This window comes from Bdellovibrio bacteriovorus, assembly GCF_002208115.1.
GTDB classification, from domain to species: Bacteria; Bdellovibrionota; Bdellovibrionia; order Bdellovibrionales; family Bdellovibrionaceae; genus Bdellovibrio; species Bdellovibrio bacteriovorus_C.
The window spans coordinates 2,959,777-2,982,057 of the sequence record NZ_CP020946.1 but is presented as its reverse complement, the minus strand read 5'-3'; the positions used below and the strand labels follow the sequence as shown (position 1 = coordinate 2,982,057).

The following is a 22,281-nucleotide window of genomic DNA, read 5'->3' as shown; positions in this document are numbered from 1 at the left end:
GGAAATTTTAATGGCTCTTCGACAGACGATGAACCTGAGCCAGTCTCTGGTAATCACTCCACAGCTGCAACAGGCAATCAAGCTTTTGCAGATGTCCCGCATGGAGTTGGAGTCGGCTGTGCGCTCCGAGCTGGAAGAAAATCCTATTCTGGAAGAGGCCGAATCCGCGCTGAAAGAAGAAGACCTTCAAAGAACCAAAGAGGCTGCCAACGAAGTTGAGCATTCCGAAACCCCGGATCAGCAGAACATTCAGGATCCACAAAAGCAGGATGAATTCGAGTGGGAATCCTACATCGAAGCCAACCAAAAGCCTCCACAATCCGGCATGGCGGGTTCTGAAGAGATCATGAACTATGAGAACGTCATCACGGCGTCTCAAACCCTGCACGATCACCTTTACTGGCAAGTTAAAATGAACGGCTTCTCTGAAGAAGAGGAAAGAGCCGCGGACGCCCTGATCGGCGCCATCGATGATGACGGTTATATCAAAGTTCCTCTGGAGCAAATTGCTGAAGAGGAAAAAGTGGATCTGGCGCTGCTGGAAGACACACTGACCCTGATTCATGAATTTGATCCTCCAGGTGTGGGGGCGCGAGATCTGCAGGAATGTCTGCTGATCCAGGCCAAACACATGGAAGAGGACACCCATGATCTGGTCACGCTGATCAAAAATCACGTGAAGGATCTGGAAAAGAAAAACTATGAAGCCATCGCCAAAGCTTTGAACCGCGACGTTGAAGACATCGTGGAAATCTGCAAAATCATCTATGCGATGGATCCGAAACCGGGTCGTGCCTTCGTCAGCAGTGACACGCACTATGTGACTCCGGACGTTTACGTGTACAAGGTCGGTGATGACTACGTGGTGTCTTTGAATGAAGACGGTTTGCCGCGTTTGAAAATTTCGAATTTCTATAAAAACATGCTTAAAGGTGGCAAAACCACCGGCGACAAGACCCAGGATTATATCCAGGAAAAACTTCGTTCTGCCGTTTGGTTGATCAAGTCCATCCACCAAAGACAGCGCACGATCTACAAGGTGACCGAATCCATCGTGAAGCATCAGCGCGAGTTCTTTGAAAAGGGCTCTGAGCACTTAAAGCCGATGGTTCTGCGTGATATCGCCAACGATATCGGCATGCATGAATCCACAGTCAGCCGTGTGACCACGGCGAAGTACGTGCACACTCCGCAGGGTATCTACGAACTGAAATACTTCTTCAACTCCGGTATCAGCTCTTCGGATGGTGACTCCCTGGCTTCCGAGTCGGTGAAAATCAAAATCAAGGATCTGGTTGCCAAGGAAGATCCGAAGAATCCATTGTCCGATCAAAAGATCGTGGATTTGCTGAAGGTCGAAGGTATTCAGATTGCGCGTCGTACGGTGGCCAAATACCGCGACATGCTTAAGATTCTTCCTTCTTCTCAGCGTAAGAAGTACTTCTAGTCTTTTGCGAAGAACGGCTTGGGATGAGCCATCCCGGGCCGTCTGCTTCGGACAGTCCTCGCTCGTTTTTCCCCTTCTTGTTTTACGTCGTTTTATTTCTCGCTGCGGAACTCGCAGTCGACCCGGGATAGCTCATCCCAAGCCTCATGCTAATGTTCGAAGTGTTCCTTTGTTTTCAAAGAAGGTAGTTCTCTGCGTATGGTGTTGCTTTCGCGTGGGGAGGGGAATGGGGCCTTTTGGTGCTTTGTTCCGAAAGTATCGGTGAGATTGTTTAGTTATTACTTAAGTGTAAGGTGTATTGTGGGTTCTTGTTTTGTTAAGTAGCAGGCATGGGTCGATTTGGTTTCTTGCTAGTAATTCTTATTTGCTTTGATGCTTGGTCTGCTTCTTTGAAATTGATGGTGGAGGACTCTTGGCCGCCATTTGCTTTTCGGGAGAAGGGGCGTGCTGTGGGCATGTCCGTGGATATTGTGCGGGCGGCATTCAAGAATGTGGGCGAAGACATTGAGCTGGTTCAGGTGCCTTATCCGCGCTGTCTGGCGCAGACGCAAAGTGGAAAATTTGCGGCTTGTTTTAATTCGGCTCGCAGCAAAGAAATGGATGCGGATTTTCTTTTTCCCAAAGAGCCGCTTTTTAAAAGCAAAGGTTTGATCGTTGGTTTGCGCACGGGAACTGCGGAGAAGGTGCAGAAAGTGAAAGACCTTGAAGGGCGCACGGTGGCGCTTCCCAATGGTTTTCCCTTTGGTGTTGAGTTCGATGAAAACTCCAAAATCAACAAGGTCTTTACGGCCAACGACCTGACCAGTCTGATGATGCTGAACTCCCGCCGTGTGGGCTTTGTCGCTATTGATGAGTATGTTTTTTATTATTATCTGAAAAGCAAACCCGAGTTTCGGGATCGTTTTAAAATCATGATTGAGATGAGCGAAGAGCCCATCTATGTGCACTTCTCAAAAAAACATCCCGACACCAAGGCGCTGATGAAGAAATTTGAAATGGGGCTTTCCATGCTCAAAGCTTCCGCGGGTTACAGGAGCATCCTGGAAAACTGGGTGGGGCCTGAAGGACAGCGCAGTGTGAATGTGACGTCGGTGGTGGAATAGATTTTCTTTACTCGCAGCGGTGTTTCCCTTAAAAATAAGGGAGCAACTGCGAGGAGTGCCCCATGGATTTAAAGAGCCTGATTCGTGATGTTCCTGATTTTCCAAAGCCGGGGATCATCTTCCGTGACATGTCACCTCTGCTGCAAAATGCAGAAGCCCTTACTTTTGTTTCCCACAATCTTCTGAAACACGTGGACCTGACCCACGTTGATTATTTTGCGGGCATTGAATCCCGTGGATTTATTCTGGCGGCGCACATGGCGGCGACTCACAAAAAAGGTTTCCTGCCTATTCGTAAAGCGGGCAAGCTGCCTCCACCAACGCGAAAAGTTTCTTACGCTCTGGAATACGGCACGGCTGAAATCGAACTGCCACCGGGCAGGGGCCGTGTGGTGATTGTGGATGATGTCCTGGCTACGGGTGGCACTTTGCAGGCGGCCATTGACCTGTGCCTGCTTGCCGGGTACTCCGTTGAATCGGTGGCAGTTCTGGTCAATCTGACGTTCCTTAACAAGATGACCTACAACGATCAAAAGGTGGCTTCGCTTGTTCAATATTAATGACGTGGCTTTGGTGATGGCGCTTCCGGGCGAATCCCAGGGCTTCTTTGAAAAAGAAAATATCCCGGTGGTTTACACTGGCATTGGCAAGGTGAATGCCGCGCTGGTGGCGATGGACGTGATTCATAAAACCAAATGCAAAGTGATGATCAATCTGGGAACTGCGGGAAGCTCCCGTTTTAAAACCCATGATCTTGTCGAGGTTTCAAGCTTCGTCCAAAGAGACATGGACATTTCTCCTTTGGGATTCAAGGTTGGCGAGACGCCGTTTGACCCACTCCCTGGCGCGATTGATCTGATTCCGTATTTCCCAGAGCTTTCTCACGGTGTGTGCGGCACCGGTGACAGCTTTGAAACCGGCACTCCGAAAGTTCCTTGCGAACTGGTGGATATGGAAGGTTATGCGCTGGCCAAGGTCTGTCGCAAAATGAACGTGCAGTTGATCTCTTTGAAATACATCACCGACGGGGCGGATCACAATGCCCACAATGACTGGGAAGCCAATCTGGTTCACGGGGCTAAAAAGCTTCTGGAATTTTATAAAAAAATGGTGACCATCCCAAGTTAGAATTTAGCGGGCTCCGAAAGGGGCCCGTCTCTTTTTGGAACATGGAAAATCCTCATCTTTGGTCGGGGATTGCCGATAAGTTTCCCATGATCAAGCCAGCTAATATCGCCATGTATGCCGTGGCCCTGACGGGTCTGACCCTGGGGCTGATTGCCAACCCCTTTGGCTCCAAAAAACACAAGATGGATCCTGCCGAGGTCGCGGCTCTGCACGAAAAGGCGCAGGGCTATTTTGAAGCCGGCAACTATGAGGGCGCGCTGGAGACCTCCCGCAAGATTCCTTCCCATGTACCCAAGTATTCCGACATCCGGGAGCTGCGCCGCAAGTCTGAAGATGCGCTGCGCGAGTATAAACGCAAAATTGAAAGTGGTGAGGCCGAGCCGAAAACGGTGGACCGCCTGCCCGCAGCCCTTCGGGATTCCTATTTCGACGCAAAGCTCGAATTCAGCCGCGGTCAGTGCAAAGAGGCTTTTGCCGCCATGAGCCCTGTTGCCAAATATCTGAATAATAAGCAGGACGATGAAATTTTTAAGGCCTGTCTATTAACCCAAAGAAAAACCAAATGAGTCTCAAAATAGGGCTCATCTTTAGTCCGGCTGGACCGATAAGAAGTCCAGGTAAGAAATCAAAGGCCTTGAAAGGGGCCGAGAAGGAGAAAACATGAAACTCAACTACACCTTTAAGCATCTGGATCACTCCGATTCCCTGGAAAAGTACACCGAAGAAAGAATGTCCGAGGTGGGACGTTTCCTGCTTAAAGAAGGTTACGGCAACGTGTATTTCAGTAAGGTTAAAAATGAATTCTGTGTTGAGATCTCTGTGAACACTCGCGAGAAGTATTTTAAGGCCACGGCATATGGCCCGGATATTTATGGTGCGGTGGACGCATGTGCCGAAAAAATGGAGAAACAGTTCCTTAAGACAAACAAACAATATAAAGACCACAAAAAACCGGAACTTACGAAAGGCGCACGTCAAGACACGTTTGCACGCTGGAAGAAGGCGGCGTGATTTAGGTGCAAATTTTCTGATCCGCGATTATACTAAGGAGGTGGAATTATCCACCTCTTGTATTTTTGGAATGTTACTTGGAACAGGAAGAACAGATTCTTTGGGGGACCACCCTCTTTTCCCTGGATGTAAAAGAAGACAAACATGTTCGTCATTATAAATGGCGCCTGCTGGTTCTGATCACCCTTTTGACCGGTCTGCTGATGTGGACCTACAGCTTCATCTCTTTATTTTTCGTGGAAAATCCGACCTTGGCTCAAATCGGTTTTGCCTGTTCAATCATGCATGCCTTTTCTCCGCTGATTTACCGCTGGAGCCGTTCGATGTCCCTGGCAGCCTATTCCATGGTGACCTCGGGGATGATCTTTCAGTTTTCATTTTCCTATTTCACCGGGGGCTTTTTCTCTCCGACGCTGATCTGGTTTGCGGTGCTGCCGCTGATCGTGGGTTTGTTGACCAGCCGGGCACATGCAATCCTGTGGACCTTCCTGTCGGTTGGGGCCTATCTGCTGATGTTCCTGCTTCAAAGCAAGGGGCTGGTGCCGGAATCCTCTATCAGTGAGCTGGGGCGGACTCTGGCTCAGTTCATGATTGGCCTGGGGCTGATTGGCCTGGTTGGAGGCTTTACAGTGTTTTTCCTGGAGCTTGCCTATTTTTACCACCACAAACCCAAGGACTCTTGACCCCTCCGGGTGCTTTTGATAGTTTGGCCGCTCGCTAAATTCCAGCTCAATTCTGACTGTTTTTTAGGATGGTCCCGGTGGGGGCCGAGCTCATTAACACCATTCCCTAATGAGGAACGAACGCAGTGAAAAACTACCTGTTTACGAGTGAATCTGTTTCCGAAGGTCACCCCGACAAAATGGCCGATCAAATCTCTGACGGTATTCTGGATGCCATCCTGGCACAGGATCCGAAGGGCCGTGTTGCCTGTGAAACCCTGCTGACGACCGGCTTGGTGGTTGTTGGTGGCGAGATCACAACTTCTGCAAAAGTTAATTTCTCTGAAGTAGCCCGTGAAGTTGTAAAACGCATTGGTTACGATCACTCTGACAAGGGCTTCGACTACAAAACTTGCGGCGTGATGATTGCCGTGGGCCAGCAGTCCCCTGATATCGCCGTGGGCGTTAAAGAAACTCTTTCCGACGATCAGGGCGCGGGCGACCAGGGTCTGATGTTCGGTTATGCAGTCAATGAAACTCCAGAGCTGATGCCTTTGAGCATCGCAATGTCTCACAAACTGGTGAAAGACCTTGCCGCTCTTCGCAAAGCCAATAAAGTGGACTGGTTGCGCCCGGATGCCAAATCCCAAGTGACAGTTCAGTACGAAAACGGCATCGCAAAACGCATTGATGCGGTGGTTATCTCCACTCAGCACGCAGACAGCGTTTCCAATGCTACGATCAAAGAATTCATCACGGAAGAACTGATCAAAAAATCCATCCCGGGCAACTGGATCGATGCAAAAACCAAATTCTTCATCAATCCAACGGGCCGTTTCGTAACGGGTGGTCCAATGGGTGACGCGGGTTTGACCGGCCGTAAAATCATCGTGGACACTTACGGTGGTCACGGTGCTCACGGTGGTGGCGCGTTCTCTGGTAAAGATCCTTCCAAAGTGGATCGCTCTGCTGCTTACGCATCACGTCATATCGCTAAGAACATCGTGGGTGCGGGCCTTGCGGAACGCTGCCTGGTTCAGGTGGCTTACGCGATCGGTGTGGCTGAGCCTGTCAGCATCACCGTAAATGACTATGGCACTAGCAAAGTAGGCCCTGAAGTGCTTGAAAAAGCAGTTCGCCAGGTCTTCGATTTGCGCCCAGCTCGCATTACGAAGGATTTGGACCTGCTAAGACCGATTTACAGCCAGACAGCGGCTTACGGCCACTTTGGTCGTAACGAAGAGTCCTTCACTTGGGAGCGCCTGAACAAGGTCGACCAACTGAAAGACGCTGTAAAGACTTTGGCTTAAATTTTAATAAAACCTTAATCATTGCGCCGAGTTGTCACTAGCAACTCGGCGCTTCTTATTTATACTACCGCCCATGGATCCTAAATACATACGCAATTTCTCTATCATCGCTCACATCGACCACGGCAAATCTACTTTGGCTGACGGTCTTCTTTCTGCCACCGGCTCTTTGTCGGATCGTGAGAAAAAGGATCAGTTCCTGGACAACATGGAACTTGAGCGCGAACGCGGCATCACCATCAAAGCCCAAACCGTCTGTCTGGATTTCAAATCCAAAGACGGCAACATGTATCAGATCAACTTGATCGATACACCGGGGCACGTGGACTTCTCTTACGAAGTGTCCCGTTCTTTGGCTGCTTGTGAAGGTGCGATCCTGGTGGTCGACGCCGCTCAAGGGGTGGAAGCACAAACTCTGGCGAACGTTTATCTGGCGCTGGAAAATAATCTTGAGATCATTCCTGTTCTGAACAAGATCGATCTTCCTTCCGCAGATCCGGAAGGTGTTGCGAAGCAGATCGAAGACACTGTGGGCCTGGACTGCACAGGGATCATTCATGCTTCCGCGAAAGAAAAAATCGGTATCACCGACATTCTTGAAGCGATCGTTGAAAAAGTTCCGCCACCAAAGGCGGATCGCAGCCTGACGCCAAGAGCTCTGATTTTCGACTCTTGGTTTGATGCTTATCAGGGCGTTGTCGTCCTGGTTCGTATGGTCGATGGCGTGATCAAAAAAGGCGACAAGATCAAGTTCATGGCGACAGACCGTGACTATGAAGTCCTGCGTATGGGGAAATACAAACCATTCCCGGCAATGCAGGAAGTGCTTGAAGCGGGTGAAGTGGGCTTTATCGTCTGCGGCATCAAAGACATCCGTGACGTGCAGGTGGGTGACACCGTAACGGCAGCAAAACATCCGGCGACAGAGCCTCTGGCCGGCTTCCAGCGTATCAAGCCGATGGTATTTGCCGGTATCTTCCCGGTTGTGGCTTCTGAATACGAAAACCTGAAGGACGCTTTGGACAAACTTTGTCTGAATGACTCGTCTTTGACGTTTGAGGTGGAAAAATCCGCGGCGCTTGGTTTCGGATACCGTTGCGGTTTCCTGGGGCTGTTGCACATGGAAATCGTTCAAGAGCGTCTTGAGCGTGAATTCAATCTGGATCTGATCACCACGGCGCCGACGGTTGTATACCGTATTACCAAAACGGACGGCACCGAAATGATGCTGGAAAATCCATCCGGCATGCCAGTGGACACCCAGATCGCCAAATTTGAAGAGCCTTACGTCAAGGTGACCCTGCACACTCCGACCGACTATATCGGCGGCATTTTGAAACTGTGCGAGGACAAACGCGGTATCCAGTTGAAAATGGAATACGTCACCGACAAAAAAGTCATCATTGAGTACAAGCTGCCAATGAATGAGATGGTGATGGACTTCTATGATCGTTTGAAATCCATCTCCAAAGGTTATGCGTCTTTGGAGTATGAATTCGTCGGTTTTGAGGAATCAGACCTGGTGAAGCTGGACATTCTGATCAACGGTGAGCCGATTGACGCCCTGTCTTTGATCGTTCACCGCTCCAAGGCGCAAAACCGTGGCCGTCTGTTGGCTGAAAAGATGAAAGAATTGATCCCTCGTCAGCAGTATCAGGTGGCGATCCAGGCAGCGATCGGTGCCAAGATCATCGCCCGTGAAACTCTGGGAGCGATCAGAAAAGACGTGACCGCGAAGTGCTATGGTGGTGATATTTCCCGTAAGCGTAAGCTTCTGGAAAAGCAAAAAGAGGGTAAAAAGCGCATGAAGGCCATCGGCCATGTGGAAGTCCCTCAAGAAGCCTTCCTTGCGATCCTGAAAGTCGAAGACTAGGAGAATCAACATGAGCGACAAACAACAAGTGAAAAGCTGGGATTTCCGTACAAAGCACTTTTGGACCGAAGGTTGGGGCTCGTTGTTCCTGGCCGTGTTTATCGCCCTTTTCATCCGTTGGGGCTTCATTGAAGCTTACGTGATTCCATCGGGCTCGATGTTGCCGTCGCTTTTGATTCATGACCATATCTTCGTGAACAAGCTGACTTACGGTTTGCGTGTTCCTTTCAGCGAAAAATGGCTGGTGAAATTCAACGAACCTGAGCGTGGGGAAGTGATTGTCTTTAAATATCCTAAAGACATGAGCACTTTCTTCATCAAACGCATCGTGGGTGAGCCTGGCGACAAGGTTTACTACGAAAACGGGACTCTTTATATCAACGACAAACCGGTTGAAAAAAAGGTACCTGCCAATATGGATGACTTTGCATGGCTGCGCGATGCGGATTTCCAGCGTGATGGCAACATCAACGACAGCAAAGAAAACTATGTTGAGTTCACTGAAGTCCTGCCTCCGGGCAAAGGCGCCAAAGAGGGTAAAGAGCATGCCATCCTGCTTCGCAAGGGTGATATCTATGAAACCTTTGGCCCAGTGACCATTCCGGATGACCATCTGTTTGTTATGGGTGACAACCGCATGAATTCCTCTGACAGCCGTGTTTGGGGTTTCCTGCCAAAACAAAACATCCTGGGTCGTGCGATGTTCGTATGGCTAAGTTGTGAAGAGACGGTGCCAATGCTTCCGTTCCTGTGCAACCCGCTGACCATCCGCTGGGGACGTTTCTTCCACTCTGTGAACTAGATGTCTGAACCCAAGGCCACTCCCAATCTGAAAGGAACATGGAATCAGGCGATCCTGACATTCCTGTTTCCGATTCTGCTGGTGATGGGAGTGCGCTGGGCCTTGTTTGAGCCCTTTGTGATCCCGTCCGGGAGCATGATTCCGAATCTTCTGATCCATGACCACATTCTGGTAAAAAAGTTTGCTTACGGTCTGCACTTTCCTTTCAGCGACAAGTGGCTGGTGCAATGGTCAACGCCTGAACGCGGGGACATCGTCGTCTTCAAGTATCCTGAAAATCCGGATGTCTATTATATCAAGCGACTGATCGGGCTGCCGGGGGACCGGATCGAAGTTCGTGCTGGTCGCATCACCGTGAACGACAAGCCTTTTACGATGGAATCTTATGAAGGCCCTTTGGTGAGCAATAAAGAGTTTTATTATTTCACGGAAAACAACACGCAGAAATCCTATGTGGTGCGTTTCTTGAGTGAAGAAAACTCTGCTGATGTGCAAGTATATCAAGTGCCACAGGGACAGTTCTTCTTTATGGGGGACAATCGTGATCAATCCAGTGACTCGCGTTTCTGGGGCTTTGTGAAAAATGATTATTTGGTCGGAAAAGCTTCCATCATCTGGCTTTCCTGCAACAGTACTTTGCCGACAATGACATTTGTGTGCGACCCCTCACAAATCCGCTTCAACCGCCTGTTCAAAGCTTTGGATTAGGTCGCTTTTAAGAAATAATAAAAAGTCCTAAGAATTGCTTTGAAGGTCTCGCCCAAGTCCGTTTAGGATTTAAGGATGAATCGTTGGCGGGAATATCTAACAACTTTGGTTTTGGCAGTGGTGTGCGCACTGTTTGTGCGTCACTTTCTGGTGACCGCCTATAAAGTTCCCACGGGTTCCATGCAGCCTGCGCTGAAACCCGGCGACTTTATCTTTGCCTCCCGGGTGTCTTACGGTGTGCAGATTCCGTTTGCTTCCAAACGCTGGAACCTGACTTTGCCGGCGCGCGGGGATATCGTGGTTTTCAGTTATCCCAATCAGCCGTCCGTGACTTATGTAAAACGTGTGGTGGGTTTGCCTGGAGATCGGGTGCAAATCGTGAAGGGGCGCCTGGTTCTGAATGATGAACCCGTGGCTTATGAAAAGATGGATGCAGTTTCGGACAACCCCAATGCGGAACTCTTTGATATCTTTAAAGAGACTGCGGGGGCGGATTCCTGGCGTGTGATCTTCCAGAAAACTCCGGATGACAAAGATTTCGGCCCGCTGGTTGTGCCTCCAGGAGAGGTTTTCCTGTTGGGTGATAATCGTGATGCCAGTGACGACTCGCGCTATTGGGGTACGGTTCCTATGACCCAGGTGGTGGGCCGCGTGGCTTTAATTTGGCTTTCACTGGATTGGCAGCGTAAATGGGGTGGCGACCGTTATCCTTCAGTGCGTTGGGACCGAGTTTTTTCTACGGTTCATTGACAAGGTTCGCCCAAGTACCTAGTCTTGGGTTCTAGATGTCGTCTAGGAAAAATTTCTCCATTCTTGATCTTCGCTCCCTTGAAAAAACAAAAATCGATTTCCTATTCTCTATTGCCGACTCTATTGCGGCATCAAAATCGGCTCCTATTCAGGGCTTCGGAAAAACCGGAGCCCTTTTGTTTTTTGAAGCCAGCACTCGCACCCGCATGAGTTTTGAAACCGCCTGCGCACGTTTGGGAATCCATCCTTTGCGTCTGGATGGCGGTGCGGGCAGCAGTCTTGAAAAAGGCGAAACGCTGGAAGACACCGTTTTGAATGTTGAGGCCATGAAGCCGTCTTTCCTGGTTATTCGTTGCGGGGATGATCTGGATCTGAAGGATCTTTCCGAAAAAATCAGCACGCCGATTCTGAATGCGGGCTGGGGAAAAAAAGGGCATCCGACACAAGCTTTGCTGGATGCTTACACCCTTCGCAAGCATCTGGGGACGTGTGCAGGTCAAAAGCTTTTGATTGTGGGTGATGTTCGTCACAGTCGTGTGGCAGCGTCGCACTTTGAGCTGGCCGAAAAACTCGGTTACGAAGTGGCGCTGTGTGGTCCCAAAGAGTTCCTTCCCGCACAATCTCCGTGCCGGGTGTTTGCCTCTTTGAAAGAAGGTCTTCAGTGGGCCACGGCGGCGATGGCTCTGCGGGTGCAGTTAGAGCGTCACGAGCACCAGTATTCTTTGGCCGATTATCGTGATCAGTACGGTTTCACAGTCAAAAATCTGCAGTCCCTTTCGGATAAAGCCCTGATCATGCATCCGGGTCCGATCAATCAGGGGACCGAGCTTGATTCTGAAGTTCTGAAAGATCCGCGCTGCAAAGTGCTGGATCAGGTTTCCAATGGTGTTTTGATTCGTCAAAGTCTGATTCAAATGACGTTGAAAGAGGGGGAGTGATGCGCGGCTATCTGGTGCTTGAAGGTGGGGAAGTCTACACCGGTCAATGGCAGGGTGGTGAAGATCGCGCCGGCGAGGTTGTTTTCAACACGTCTCACTCCGGTTACGAGGAAATCGCCACGGACCCGTCTTATTTTTCACAAATCGTGGTCATGACCGCCCCGATGCAGGGGAATTATGGGGTCGAAGACGCCGTCTGGGAATCCAGAAAACTCTGGATCGAAGGATTCATCTGCCTGGAAGTTCAGGACAGTGAGCGTGATCAGGCCTGGAAGAAGCGCCTGACAGAAAATAAAATCCCGCTGCTGACCGAAGTCGATACCCGAGCCCTGGCTTTGCGTTTGCGCCAAGGGGGAACTCCATGGGGCGCGCTGGTTCAGGCTGGTTCCGAGGCGGAAGCTTTAAAAAAGGCCGAAAGCCTGATCGCTTCTAAAAAGACCCTCGATAAAGACTGGGTTTACATTGCCTCCCGCAAAGAACCTGAAGTCCGCCGTGGTGACAACATGGTGGGCCCGAAAGTGGCGGTTCTGGATTTTGGCAGCAAAGAAAACATCCTGCGCGAGTTGCAAAGCCGTTGCTCTGAAATCAAGATTTTCAACAGCCGCTCTTCCGTTCAGGACATTATGTCTTACAATCCGGACGGCATTATGCTGACCAATGGCCCCGGCGATCCGGCGGACGTGAAGGTGGCTATCGGGACGGTTCGTGAGCTTTTGGGTGTAAAACCGATCTTTGGCATCTGCATGGGGCACCAGATTCTGGGGTTGGCTCTGGGGGCAAAGACCTACAAGTTAAAATTCGGCCATCGTGGGTCCAATCACCCGATTCGCGACACTCTGCTTAATCAGATTTACATGACCAGCCAGAACCACGGATATGCGGTGGAAGAGGCTTCTTTGCCTTCTGACGTGAAGGTCACCCATGTGAACCTCAATGACGGCACTGTGGCAGGTTTTTATAGTGAAAAACGCAAGTGTTTAGGAATACAATATCACCCGGAAAGTTGTCCTGGGCCGCATGAGGCTTCAGGGCTGTTTAGCTACTTTGTAGAGCGGATGATATGAACGAATACGAAAAACTGATTGAAAAAATTCTGAATCACTTTGTCAGCGACGCCTTCAAGGACGAATTGGCCATGGCCAAAAAAGAGTTCTTTGAAAACGCCGGTACTCTGGATGAAAACTCCGAGCACTACGAGTCTCGCATGGCACAGTTCTATGACTGGTATTTTTTCACCCGTGAGCTGAAAGGTTTCGGTCAGACACCGCTGGAGGCCTGCCTTCTGGTGCGTGAACTTCGTTTCTCTGAGGAAGAGCTGAAAACTCTGGAAGTGCTGAAGCAGCACCGCCATTCCATTTTCGAATTTGTGAAAATCAAAGACGGGGATGTCTATATCAAGGACATTCTGCAGAACAAAAAAGGCTTCTTCTCTTCCAACGTGATGGTGGTGAAGGCATCTCCTTTTGTTTTCGGCTTTGATCAGGATGAATTGTTTGAAGTGCGTTTGATCCCTCAAGGGGACTCGTATGTCTTCACCCGCGGCTTCTGCTTCCATCCTGAAAGTGCGAAGAAGTTCATTCTGAGCGAGGCCAAGCGCCATCGCAAAGACCCGGATCTGGATCCGGATCTGCTGATGCTTCGCCTGATTAAAATGCGTTATAAATTTGAACAGTATAAACACGTGAAGCCTGAGCTCATTTACTCCAATGAGGGGAAGCTCGGGATCTAGTTCTAGGAGGAAAGAGTGCCGCGCAAGTCCAGTATTAAGAGAGTTCTTATTATCGGATCTGGACCCATCGTTATTGGACAAGCCTGTGAGTTTGATTACTCCGGCACTCAAGCCTGTAAGGCCCTGATGAAAGAGGGCCTTGAAGTCATCCTGGTGAATTCAAATCCCGCCACGATCATGACTGATCCAGAGATCGCCACCCGCGTTTATGTTGAACCTTTAAAGGTCGACTATCTGGAAAAAATCATCGCCAAAGAAATGCCCGATGCTGTGATCCCAACTTTGGGCGGCCAGACGGCCCTGAATCTGGCTTTGGATCTGCATGCCAAAGGCATCCTGCAAAAATATAAAGTGCAACTGCTGGGCGCGACACCTCAGGTGATCAAAGCCGGCGAAGACCGCGAAATCTTCCGTGGTCTGCTGGACAAAATCGGCGCGAAATACCCAAAAAGCCACCTGATCCGCACCTACGAACACGGCCTGCAAATCGCCGATGAACTGGGTTATCCGATGATCCTGCGCCCGAACTACACTCTGGGCGGGGGCGGCGGCGGTATTGCGTACTCGCCGGAAGAATACAAAAAAATGCTGGTGACAGCGCTGCATGAAAGCCCGACTTCCGAAGTTTTGGTGGAAGAAAGCATCCTGGGCTGGAAAGAATATGAACTTGAGGTCATGCGTGATCACAAGGGCACCTTCGTGGTTGTGTGCAGTATCGAAAATCTGGATCCGTGCGGCGTTCACACTGGTGACAGTATCACGGTGGCGCCTCAACAGACATTGAGCGACCGTGAATATCAGTCCATGCGTGATGAGGCCTGCAAGATCATCAATGAAGTGGGCATTGAAACGGGTGGCGCTAATATTCAGTTCGCCGTTCACCCGACGACACGCGAACGTGTGGTGATTGAAATGAATCCACGGGTCAGCCGTTCTTCTGCGCTGGCAAGTAAGGCGACGGGTTTCCCGATTGCCAAAATCGCGGCCTTGCTCGCGATTGGTTATTCCCTGGATGAACTTCAAAATGACATCACCAAAGTAACGCCGTCTTGTTACGAACCGGCTTTGGATTATATCGTCACCAAGATCCCGCGTTTTGCATTTGAAAAGTTCGCGGGCTCAAAAGACTCTCTGACCACGCAGATGAAAAGCGTCGGGGAGGTCATGGGTATCGGGCGCACGCTGCAGGAATCTTTGATGAAGGCTTTGGCCAGTCTTGAAAAAGACCCGCAGGCGATTCCCGAGGTGGAACTTGAAACCGGCAAGATTTCTTATCCAAACAGCCGTCGCATTTACCATTTGTTCCAGGCCTTCCGTGACGGCAAAACCGTGGCGGAAATCGAGGAGCTGACTCGTATCAATCCTTACTTCCTGGAGCACATTGAAGCCCTGATTAAATTTGAAAGAATGTTCAAGGCGGATTTCACTGAAAACAATGTGGATCTTCTTTTGAAGGCCAAACGCAAAGGTTTCACGGATGCCCGACTGGCGGCGTTGATCGGCAGGAAAGAATCCGACATCCGTGCTTTGCGTGAAAAACACCAGATGTTCCCGCGCTATCAACAGGTGGACACCTGTGCCGGGGAATTTGAGTCCTCCACTCCGTATTTCTATTCTTCTTACTGGCCTCAGGCTTCTGCCAAGGTGAATGCTCCGGATGCGGTGGTCATCATTGGCAGCGGTCCAAATCGTATCGGCCAGGGAATTGAATTTGATTACAGTTGTGTGCGCGGGGTGAAGGGCTTCCAGAAAAATGGCCGTAAGGTCATCATGGTGAATTCCAACCCCGAAACTGTTTCCACTGATTACGACACCTCCGATGTTCTGTTCTTTGAACCACTGACGGTGGAAAGCCTGACTGAGATCATGCGCTTCATGAAGCCGCTGGGATTTGTGGCACAGTTGGGCGGTCAGACGCCGATTGGTGTGGCTCCGGATCTGGTTAAGGCGGGCTTCCGTCTGCTGGGGTCTTCGCTTGAAACCATCGATCTTGCAGAAGACCGTGGATTGTTCTCCAAAATCTGTCGCGAATTGAATTTTGCCATTCCAAACTCCGGTATGGCGGGATCATTGGAAGAAGCTTTGCGTATCGAAAAATCCGTGGGTTATCCGATGATCTGTCGTCCAAGCTATGTTTTGGGCGGTCGTCGTATGGAAGTGATCGAAAACACGGAAGAGCTGCTGTCTTACTTCCAGCGCCATAAGGACTATATCTCTGCTGACAAGCCATGCCTGATGGATCAATTCCTGGCCGGAGCTTTGGAAGTGGATGTGGATCTGGTGCGTGGAGAGGACTGGGTCGTGGTCGGAGGTATCGTTGAGCATATCGAAGCCGCGGGTGTTCACTCCGGGGATTCCATGGGGGTGTTGCCGCCGCACCGATTGAAACCGGAAACCTGCGAACGTATTGAGGAGCTCAGCAAACAACTGGCAAACCGCATCGGCGTGATCGGTCACCTGAATCTGCAACTGGCTGTGAAAAATGATGTGGTCTTCATGCTTGAAGCCAATCCGCGCAGTTCCCGCTCGGTTCCGTTTGTGGCAAAAGCCACCGGAATTCCCCTGATTGATCTGGGTGTGGCGGCGATGCTGGGTAAAAAGAAGAAAGACCTGAAGCTTGAGAACCTGAACTGGAGAAACACCGAGTCCGTGTCTGTAAAAGGCGTGGTCTTCCCATTCAAAAAGTTCCCGGAATCTGATTCGATTCTGGGCCCCGAAATGAAGTCCACCGGTGAAAGCATGGGGCGCGGAAGGAATTATTCTGAAGCTCTGGCAAAAGCCTTCCTTTCAAGTAACATAAGACTTCCAAAAATCGGTCAGGTGTTCTTCTCTCTGCGAGACAAGGACAAGGAAGTCATGCTGCCTTTGGCGCGTGAACTTCAGCGCATGGGTTACGGGGTGTCGGCGACGACGGGGACCGCGAACTTCTTTAATGATAAGGGCGTGAACTGTCTGTCCTTAAGAAAAGTCGATGAAGGCCGTCCTCACTGTGTGGACAAGATCCGCTCGGGCGATGTGGCCTTTGTGATCAACACCACCTCAGGCCGCCGTGCGATTGAGGCCAGCTTCGACATTCGTCGAGCTTGCACTGACTATAATATTCCATGCCTCACCGAAAGTGACGCTGCTGAAGCCTTCATTCTTGCTTTGAAAAATGAAAGAAATGAGTCATCATCAGTCGAGGCCCTGGGGGCCATGGAGGAATTTTGAAACGACTCATTCTCGGACTGCTGACACTTCTTTCGATCTCCACAGCTTTTGCAGCGGAGGGCCCCTCTGAAGCAGTCCCTCCCAGCATCACCATTGGGGTGATCCCTGGGGGTAATCCCGAGAATCTGCGTGAACAAGGCCTGGCTCTGGCAAAAGAGCTTCAGGCCAAACTCAATATTCCTGTCAATATCTACGTTTCCAAGAACTATGTCGGTTTGATTGAGGCGATGAAAACGAAGAAGGTGGATTTCGCCTTTTTCAGTTCCTCCACCTATGTCTTTGCTGAACAGCAGGCGCAAGCCAAAGTCCTTCTGAAGAAGGTGTGGCACGAGCCGTATTACTATTCCATGATTATCACGCCACAAAGATCAGGAATCAAAAATCTGAAGTCTTTGAAGGGCAAAAAAGTGGCCTTCGTTGATGACAAGTCCTCTTCAGGGTATTTGTATCCTCAGGTGGCTTTGCGCAAAGAGGGCTTGAGTGATGCGGACTTCAAAGAAGTTGTCTTCACTGGCAATCACCAGGCCTCCATTCAGTTCCTGGAAGCCAAAAAAGTCGATGCGGCCGCTGTGTTCAGTGACGATGAAAAAGGTTTGCAGGGTGCTTGGGAAAAATTCGGTACTGACAAGAAAGCCAAATACCGTATTTTATGGAAAAGCGCTCCGATCCCGAATGATCCCTTCTGTGTTCGTCAGGATTTCTATGATGCTTATCCCAAGACAACCCATACATTGATGTTCACCCTGATTGATATTCTGGAACAGAACCGCAATAAAGACACTTACTCTGAAATTTTGGGTTCTCGCGACTTGATGCCTGCCACCTCCAAACAGTATGATCCTGTCAGGGAGATGGTGAAAGCTTTGAATATCGAGCTGAAGCCATAGTTTTTCATGGCTGTATTATCAATTGAAAAGCTGAATAAGACATTCAAAGGCGGTCTTTTTGAAAAGGACCGTCATGTGTTGCGTGACGTGACCTTTTCTTTGCCAGAAGGCCAGACATCCGGTTTTGTCGGCAGCAACGGGGCGGGCAAAACCACCACGATCAAATGTCTTTTTGATTTCATTCGTCCGGACAGTGGTCAGATCAACTTTTTTGGATCTCCATTGACCAGTGAAAGCAAAACCCGCATCGGTTATCTTCCTGAGCGTCCGTATTTGTATGAATTCCTGACGGGAATGGAGTTTTTGCGTCTGCACTGGAATCTTTGTTACGGTGCCTCGATGAAGGACTTCCATGAAAGAGCTCACGAAGCTTTGAAAAAAGTGGATCTTTTTGAAGCCCGTGACCGCCGCTTGCGAACTTATTCAAAGGGCATGTTGCAAAGAATTGGGATTGCGCAGGCGATTTTAACCCGCCCGGATCTGCTGATTCTGGATGAGCCGATGTCCGGTCTTGATCCCGATGGCCGGGCCATGGTGAAAGACATTCTGCGCGAAGAACAAAAGCGCGGGGTCAGTCTGTTCTTCAGCAGCCATCTTTTGCAGGATATGGAAGAGCTTTGCACCCATCTGGTGGTGATCAATCGCGGTCAGATTTTGTACGACGGGGTGTTAAACTCCTTCATGGCCGAATTCCAAAGTCTTGAAAAAGCCTTCTCTGTTCTGAAAGGAAAGGAGGAAGGCCGTGTATAAGGTTTGGACTCTGGCGCGCACCACTCTGCGCGAAATGCTGCGTGAACGTGTTTTTATGGTGGCGGTGCTGATTGCCATCGCTCTTTTGGGCTTGAGCTTCCTTTTGGGTGCCTTGTCTTTTGCGGAACAACGTAAAATTCTGACGGATTTTGGATTCCTGGCCATTCAGATTTCAGGTCTGGGGATTTCCCTTTTTTCGGGAGCTTATTTGCTGGCGAAAGAAATCGAAAAGCAAACCTGTTTGTTGATTCTGTCCCGACCGGTGTCGCGGGCTCAGTTTATCGTCGGCAAGCTTCTGGGGGTTCTGGCGTTGAACAGTCTTTTAATGGGTTCACTGACTGTTTTGCTGTGGATCTTGTTGGGACTGTGGAAAGAGCCTCAATTCCTTCTGTCGTTCCTGGAAATTGCACTAAGCCTGTGGTGTGAAAGTGCCGTGATTCTGTGTCTGGTGATTTTCTTCAGCCTGGTGGTGCGTCCGGTGCTGGCTTTGGGCGCGGGCTTTATGGTGTTCCTGCTGGGGCATTGGCTGGGGGACCTGGCTTTCTTCGCGGAAAAAAGCCGTGAAGACATGTTTGTGCAGGCGGTGAAGGTGCTGCACTGGTTGACCCCGAATTTCTATCGTATGAACTGGAAATCAGCGTACTTCCTTGAAAAGGGGATTCCGGCTGAAAACATTCTGTGGATGCTGGCGCACATGACGGGCTGGGCTTTGTTGGCGGTGCTGGCGACGAACTTCTTCTTCAGGAGAAAAGACATTGTTTGATCTGGATACGGGCTTTTACGTCCTTTTCTTTGTTTTGGGTGCGATTTTTGGAAGCTTCGGCAATGTCGTGATCTATCGTCTGCCGCGCGAGGAAAGTGTCGTCAAGCCCCGCAGCTATTGCTATAGCTGCAAAACCCAGATCAAGTGGTATGACAATATCCCCATCCTGAGCTGGTTCATTCTTCGTGGAAAATGCCGCAAGTGCCACGCCAAGTTTTCATTCCGCTATCCTCTGGTGGAAATCATCATGGCGGTGCTGTTCGCGCTTTCTTACCACTATGCAGGTCTGACTTGGACACTGCTTGAGTATCTGATCTTTATTTTTGGACTTGTTGTCTGCACATTCATCGATCTGGATCACATGATTTTGCCGGACGAATTCACTCTTTCCGGGATTGTCATTGGACTTGTTGGCGCGGCCCTGAACCCTCAGCGTGAGTTCCTGGATGCCTTGTTCGGTGTGTTGATGGGCGGGGGCTTCCTTTGGGGGATGGCTTACGTCTATTATATGTTCACCAAAAACGAAGGCATGGGCGGTGGAGATATCAAACTTCTGGCATGGATCGGTGCCATTGTCGGCTGGAAAGCCATCCCGTTTGTGATCATGACATCGGCGATCGTAGGCAGTGTGATCGGTCTGATCGCTGCCAGAAAGCAGAAAGCTGGACTAAAGACGGTGATTCCATTCGGTCCTTATCTGGCTTTGGGTGCGGTGATTTACCTGTTTGGTGGTGAAGCCATCGCCCTTTGGTACCTCGGTTTGTTCCTTCCGGCTGTCTGATTTCAGGGCAAGACCTTCGCCCCGGGGCTGGACCTTTTGGTTTCAGCCTCGACCCTTGTTTGACATTCCCCACCCAAGCAGAAATAATTTTAGTATATCAGACTTGTGTCCTAAAGACGTAAGTCTTTGAAAAGACATCCGAGTGGTACAACTGGGGAAGCAGCGAAAGCATGTTTTTTAAATCGAAAAAGGTCATAGGACTCGACATTGGATCGAGCTCCATCAAGCTTGCTGAAATGGACGTCAGTGGCAAGGGCGCCCAGCTTCTCTCTTTTGGTTTTGCACCAACGCCTCCCAATGCTGTGTCTGGCGGGGAGATCGTGGATATCGCCTCGGTCGGTATCGCCATTCAGCAGTTGATCAACGAAGTAAAAACCAAGCGTAAATCCATCGCCACAGCCATGTGGGGAACCGCCGTGATCGTGAAAAAGATCACAATTCCCAAGATGGATCGTAAACTTATCAAAGATCAGATTCGTTTTGAGGCCGAGCAGTACATCCCGTTTGATATCAACAATATCAGCCTGGCCCATCATATTCTGAATTCCAGTGCGTCCCCGGATGCCATGGACATTCTGCTGATTGCCGCCCAAAACGAACTTGTGACCCAGTATACTCAAGTGATTGAGGTCAGTGGGCTGACTTGTGGCGTATTGGACGTATCTGGCTTTGCTTTGGCCAATGCCTTTGAACTCAATTACGGAAAAATCCCGGGCGAAGTGATCGGTATCCTGAACTTTGGTGCCTCCATCACAAACTTCGTCGTGCTTCAAAACGGCGAAGTGATTTTCTGCCGTGACATTCCGGTGGGTGGAGCCAACTACACCAATGAAATCCACAAAGCGATGGGTGTGACTGTGGCGGAAGCCGAAGCGTTGAAGCTCAGTGCGATTTCCCGCCGTGAAGTTCCGGACGAAGTTCACAGCATCATCAGTGCGACCAACGAGGCGGTGACGGAAGAAATCCGCAGCAGTTTGGATTTCCTAAGTGCCACCACGAACGGTCTGGTTCTAAGCCGTTGTTTCTACACGGGTGGAAGCTCTGCGACCTCCGGACTGGTGGAAACGGTTTCCCGTGTGACCGGGATTCTGATGGAACCGTTCAATCCGTTCCTGCGTGTGAAGGCCAATCCGAAAAAATTCTCTCCTGAATATCTTGATCAGATCAGCTCCTTTGCCGGGGTTGTAACGGGGCTGGCCCTGCGTGAACAGGGGGATGCGACATGATCAAGATCAATCTGGCATCACAAGCGTCAACCTCTGGTGGGGGCTCCATCGGGGCTTCTCTGGGGATTTCTTCTGACTCCTTCATGGGGGCTGATGAGATCCGCAAAGAGGCGCTGAAGCGTCTCGTGCTTTTGCTGATCGGACCTTTAGCTTTGTATATTTACGAAAATCAGAACGTGCCGGGCAAGGTGGCAGAGCTGAACTCCAAAAACCAGATTCTGGCGGAGCTTCAGACCTACAACGCCAAAGCTGCGGATTCCGTGGCCGAGATTAAAAAGTTCAAAGAGGACGAGGCTCTGATGGAGGCTCGTATTTCTGCTTTGGAGAAGATCTCCAAAGACCGTCAGCGTGAGATCCGTGTATTGGATCTGTTGCAGACAGTGATTCCTGAAAAAGCGTGGTTGACCCGCGTTCAGGTGAACCCGACACGTGTAAACATCCAGGGTCTTGCATTGAGTGACTTCGAGGTCTCTCAGTTCCTGGAGGCTTTGACCAAGAGTGTGTTCCTGATGGATGTAAACCTTGTCAGCTCCAGTGAAACGGTGACGGACGGGGTCAGTTTGAAGAAGTTTGAAATCAGTTGTTTGTTGGAGAGAGCGAATGAATAAGCTATTTGATCTGCTCGCAGTCCAGACAATTGGTAAAATCCTGGTGATCGGCCTGGGCCTGACCGCCATGTATTGGAACTTCATGTACGACGACGGTTCCGCTGTCGACGCTCAAATCGTCACTGTGAATCAGCAGTTGCAGGAAGAAGAAAACAAAAAGAAAGACACCGATGCAACCCTGAAACAGGTTCAGGAGATGCAGGAAAAAGTCGGTCAACTGAGCCAGAAGTATCAGGAGATCTCCCGTCGTTTGCCGGCGGTGCTGTTCTCTATTGATATCAATAAGGCGATCGATGATTTCGCCCGTAATGCCGGCGTCAGCGTGAAGTCGAAAAAACCGGGTGAAAACATTAAAAAAGAAGTCGTGGAAGAGGTTCCTGTTGAAGTGTCCCTTGAGGGCAGTTACGCAGAGCTGGCCCAGTTCACTTTCCTGGTGTCCACGGCCGAGCGTATGGCGCGCGTTCAGAATGTTGTGATCTCTGAAAGCGAACCGGGCTCCCGTAAATTGAAGTTTGAAGGTCAGGTGGTTGGTTACAAGCTGGCCCCTGAAGAGAAGAAGCCTGCTACAACGGAGAACCCTCAGTGAAGTCTGTAA

At 50.1% G+C, this 22,281-nt stretch carries 23 protein-coding genes; all 23 read left to right on the top strand.

All coding sequences use genetic code 11. The features are described 5' to 3' along the window. Positions 1 to 10 precede the first annotated feature (10 nt). On the top strand, positions 11 to 1,447 hold the full coding sequence (gene rpoN, locus B9G79_RS14300; protein ID WP_088566106.1) for an RNA polymerase factor sigma-54: 1,437 nt from the start codon (positions 11 to 13) through the stop codon (positions 1,445 to 1,447). Positions 1,448 to 1,776: 329 nt separating this feature from the next. Next, entirely contained in the window at positions 1,777 to 2,550 is a 774-nt protein-coding gene (locus B9G79_RS14295) for a substrate-binding periplasmic protein (protein ID WP_198298018.1), read from the top strand. 62 nt (positions 2,551 to 2,612) lie between these two features. Further along, positions 2,613 to 3,110: an adenine phosphoribosyltransferase gene (locus tag B9G79_RS14290; RefSeq protein ID WP_088566105.1), complete on the top strand. Its 498-nt coding sequence runs from the start codon at positions 2,613 to 2,615 to the stop codon at positions 3,108 to 3,110. A gap of 16 nt (positions 3,111 to 3,126) precedes the next feature. After that, positions 3,127 to 3,678: a 5'-methylthioadenosine/S-adenosylhomocysteine nucleosidase family protein gene (locus B9G79_RS14285; protein ID WP_048349825.1), complete on the top strand. Its 552-nt coding sequence runs from the start codon at positions 3,127 to 3,129 to the stop codon at positions 3,676 to 3,678. Positions 3,679 to 3,764: 86 nt separating this feature from the next. After that, positions 3,765 to 4,244: a hypothetical protein gene (locus B9G79_RS14280; protein ID WP_232468710.1), complete on the top strand. Its 480-nt coding sequence runs from the start codon at positions 3,765 to 3,767 to the stop codon at positions 4,242 to 4,244. Positions 4,245 to 4,338: 94 nt separating this feature from the next. Further along, positions 4,339 to 4,689 (top strand): ribosome hibernation-promoting factor, HPF/YfiA family, encoded by a 351-nt coding sequence (hpf, locus tag B9G79_RS14275; protein WP_088566103.1) that lies wholly within the window; start codon positions 4,339 to 4,341, stop codon positions 4,687 to 4,689. A 77-nt stretch (positions 4,690 to 4,766) separates the two neighbouring features. Beyond that, positions 4,767 to 5,372 carry a hypothetical protein gene (locus tag B9G79_RS14270; RefSeq protein WP_088566900.1) on the top strand — a complete coding sequence of 202 codons (606 nt, stop codon included), beginning with the start codon at positions 4,767 to 4,769 and terminating at the stop codon, positions 5,370 to 5,372. A gap of 179 nt (positions 5,373 to 5,551) precedes the next feature. After that, positions 5,552 to 6,661 (top strand): methionine adenosyltransferase, encoded by a 1,110-nt coding sequence (metK, locus tag B9G79_RS14265; protein ID WP_420042858.1) that lies wholly within the window; start codon positions 5,552 to 5,554, stop codon positions 6,659 to 6,661. A gap of 73 nt (positions 6,662 to 6,734) precedes the next feature. Next, the gene (gene lepA, locus B9G79_RS14260; protein ID WP_088566101.1) at positions 6,735 to 8,534 is read left to right on the top strand and encodes a translation elongation factor 4; all 1,800 of its coding nucleotides are present in this window, start codon (positions 6,735 to 6,737) and stop codon (positions 8,532 to 8,534) included. 10 nt (positions 8,535 to 8,544) lie between these two features. After that, entirely contained in the window at positions 8,545 to 9,336 is a 792-nt protein-coding gene (gene lepB, locus B9G79_RS14255) for a signal peptidase I (RefSeq protein WP_088566100.1), read from the top strand. Further along, entirely contained in the window at positions 9,337 to 10,044 is a 708-nt protein-coding gene (gene lepB, locus B9G79_RS14250; protein ID WP_088566099.1) for a signal peptidase I, read from the top strand. 75 nt (positions 10,045 to 10,119) lie between these two features. Then, positions 10,120 to 10,794: a signal peptidase I gene (gene lepB / locus B9G79_RS14245; protein WP_088566098.1), complete on the top strand. Its 675-nt coding sequence runs from the start codon at positions 10,120 to 10,122 to the stop codon at positions 10,792 to 10,794. A gap of 35 nt (positions 10,795 to 10,829) precedes the next feature. Continuing rightward, positions 10,830 to 11,732: an aspartate carbamoyltransferase catalytic subunit gene (locus B9G79_RS14240; RefSeq protein WP_088566097.1), complete on the top strand. Its 903-nt coding sequence runs from the start codon at positions 10,830 to 10,832 to the stop codon at positions 11,730 to 11,732. Further along, a complete protein-coding gene (gene carA, locus B9G79_RS14235; RefSeq protein WP_088566096.1) occupies positions 11,732 to 12,796 on the top strand; it encodes a glutamine-hydrolyzing carbamoyl-phosphate synthase small subunit in 1,065 nt (354 codons plus the stop codon). The genes B9G79_RS14240 and carA overlap by 1 nt, the downstream gene beginning before the upstream one ends. Continuing rightward, positions 12,793 to 13,461, top strand: a complete 669-nt coding sequence (locus B9G79_RS14230) for a hypothetical protein (RefSeq protein ID WP_011163404.1) — start codon at positions 12,793 to 12,795, stop codon at positions 13,459 to 13,461. The genes carA and B9G79_RS14230 overlap by 4 nt, the downstream gene beginning before the upstream one ends. Positions 13,462 to 13,476: 15 nt before the next feature. Next, positions 13,477 to 16,671: a carbamoyl-phosphate synthase large subunit gene (gene carB / locus B9G79_RS14225; protein ID WP_088566095.1), complete on the top strand. Its 3,195-nt coding sequence runs from the start codon at positions 13,477 to 13,479 to the stop codon at positions 16,669 to 16,671. After that, positions 16,668 to 17,558: a substrate-binding domain-containing protein gene (locus tag B9G79_RS14220; protein ID WP_088566094.1), complete on the top strand. Its 891-nt coding sequence runs from the start codon at positions 16,668 to 16,670 to the stop codon at positions 17,556 to 17,558. Before carB ends, B9G79_RS14220 begins: the two co-directional genes overlap by 4 nt. Positions 17,559 to 17,564: 6 nt before the next feature. Further along, positions 17,565 to 18,308 (top strand): ABC transporter ATP-binding protein, encoded by a 744-nt coding sequence (locus B9G79_RS14215; protein ID WP_088566093.1) that lies wholly within the window; start codon positions 17,565 to 17,567, stop codon positions 18,306 to 18,308. Beyond that, positions 18,301 to 19,071, top strand: coding sequence for an ABC transporter permease (locus tag B9G79_RS14210; protein WP_232468709.1), 771 nt, complete (start codon positions 18,301 to 18,303; stop codon positions 19,069 to 19,071). The genes B9G79_RS14215 and B9G79_RS14210 overlap by 8 nt, the downstream gene beginning before the upstream one ends. After that, on the top strand, positions 19,064 to 19,852 hold the full coding sequence (locus tag B9G79_RS14205) for a prepilin peptidase (RefSeq protein WP_088566092.1): 789 nt from the start codon (positions 19,064 to 19,066) through the stop codon (positions 19,850 to 19,852). The genes B9G79_RS14210 and B9G79_RS14205 overlap by 8 nt, the downstream gene beginning before the upstream one ends. A 170-nt stretch (positions 19,853 to 20,022) precedes the next feature. Further along, entirely contained in the window at positions 20,023 to 21,078 is a 1,056-nt protein-coding gene (gene pilM, locus B9G79_RS14200; protein WP_088566091.1) for a type IV pilus assembly protein PilM, read from the top strand. Further along, positions 21,075 to 21,686, top strand: a complete 612-nt coding sequence (locus B9G79_RS14195) for a PilN domain-containing protein (RefSeq protein WP_088566090.1) — start codon at positions 21,075 to 21,077, stop codon at positions 21,684 to 21,686. Before pilM ends, B9G79_RS14195 begins: the two co-directional genes overlap by 4 nt. Next, positions 21,679 to 22,272: a type 4a pilus biogenesis protein PilO gene (locus B9G79_RS14190; protein WP_088566089.1), complete on the top strand. Its 594-nt coding sequence runs from the start codon at positions 21,679 to 21,681 to the stop codon at positions 22,270 to 22,272. The genes B9G79_RS14195 and B9G79_RS14190 overlap by 8 nt, the downstream gene beginning before the upstream one ends. The last annotated feature ends 9 nt before the right edge of the window (positions 22,273 to 22,281 follow it).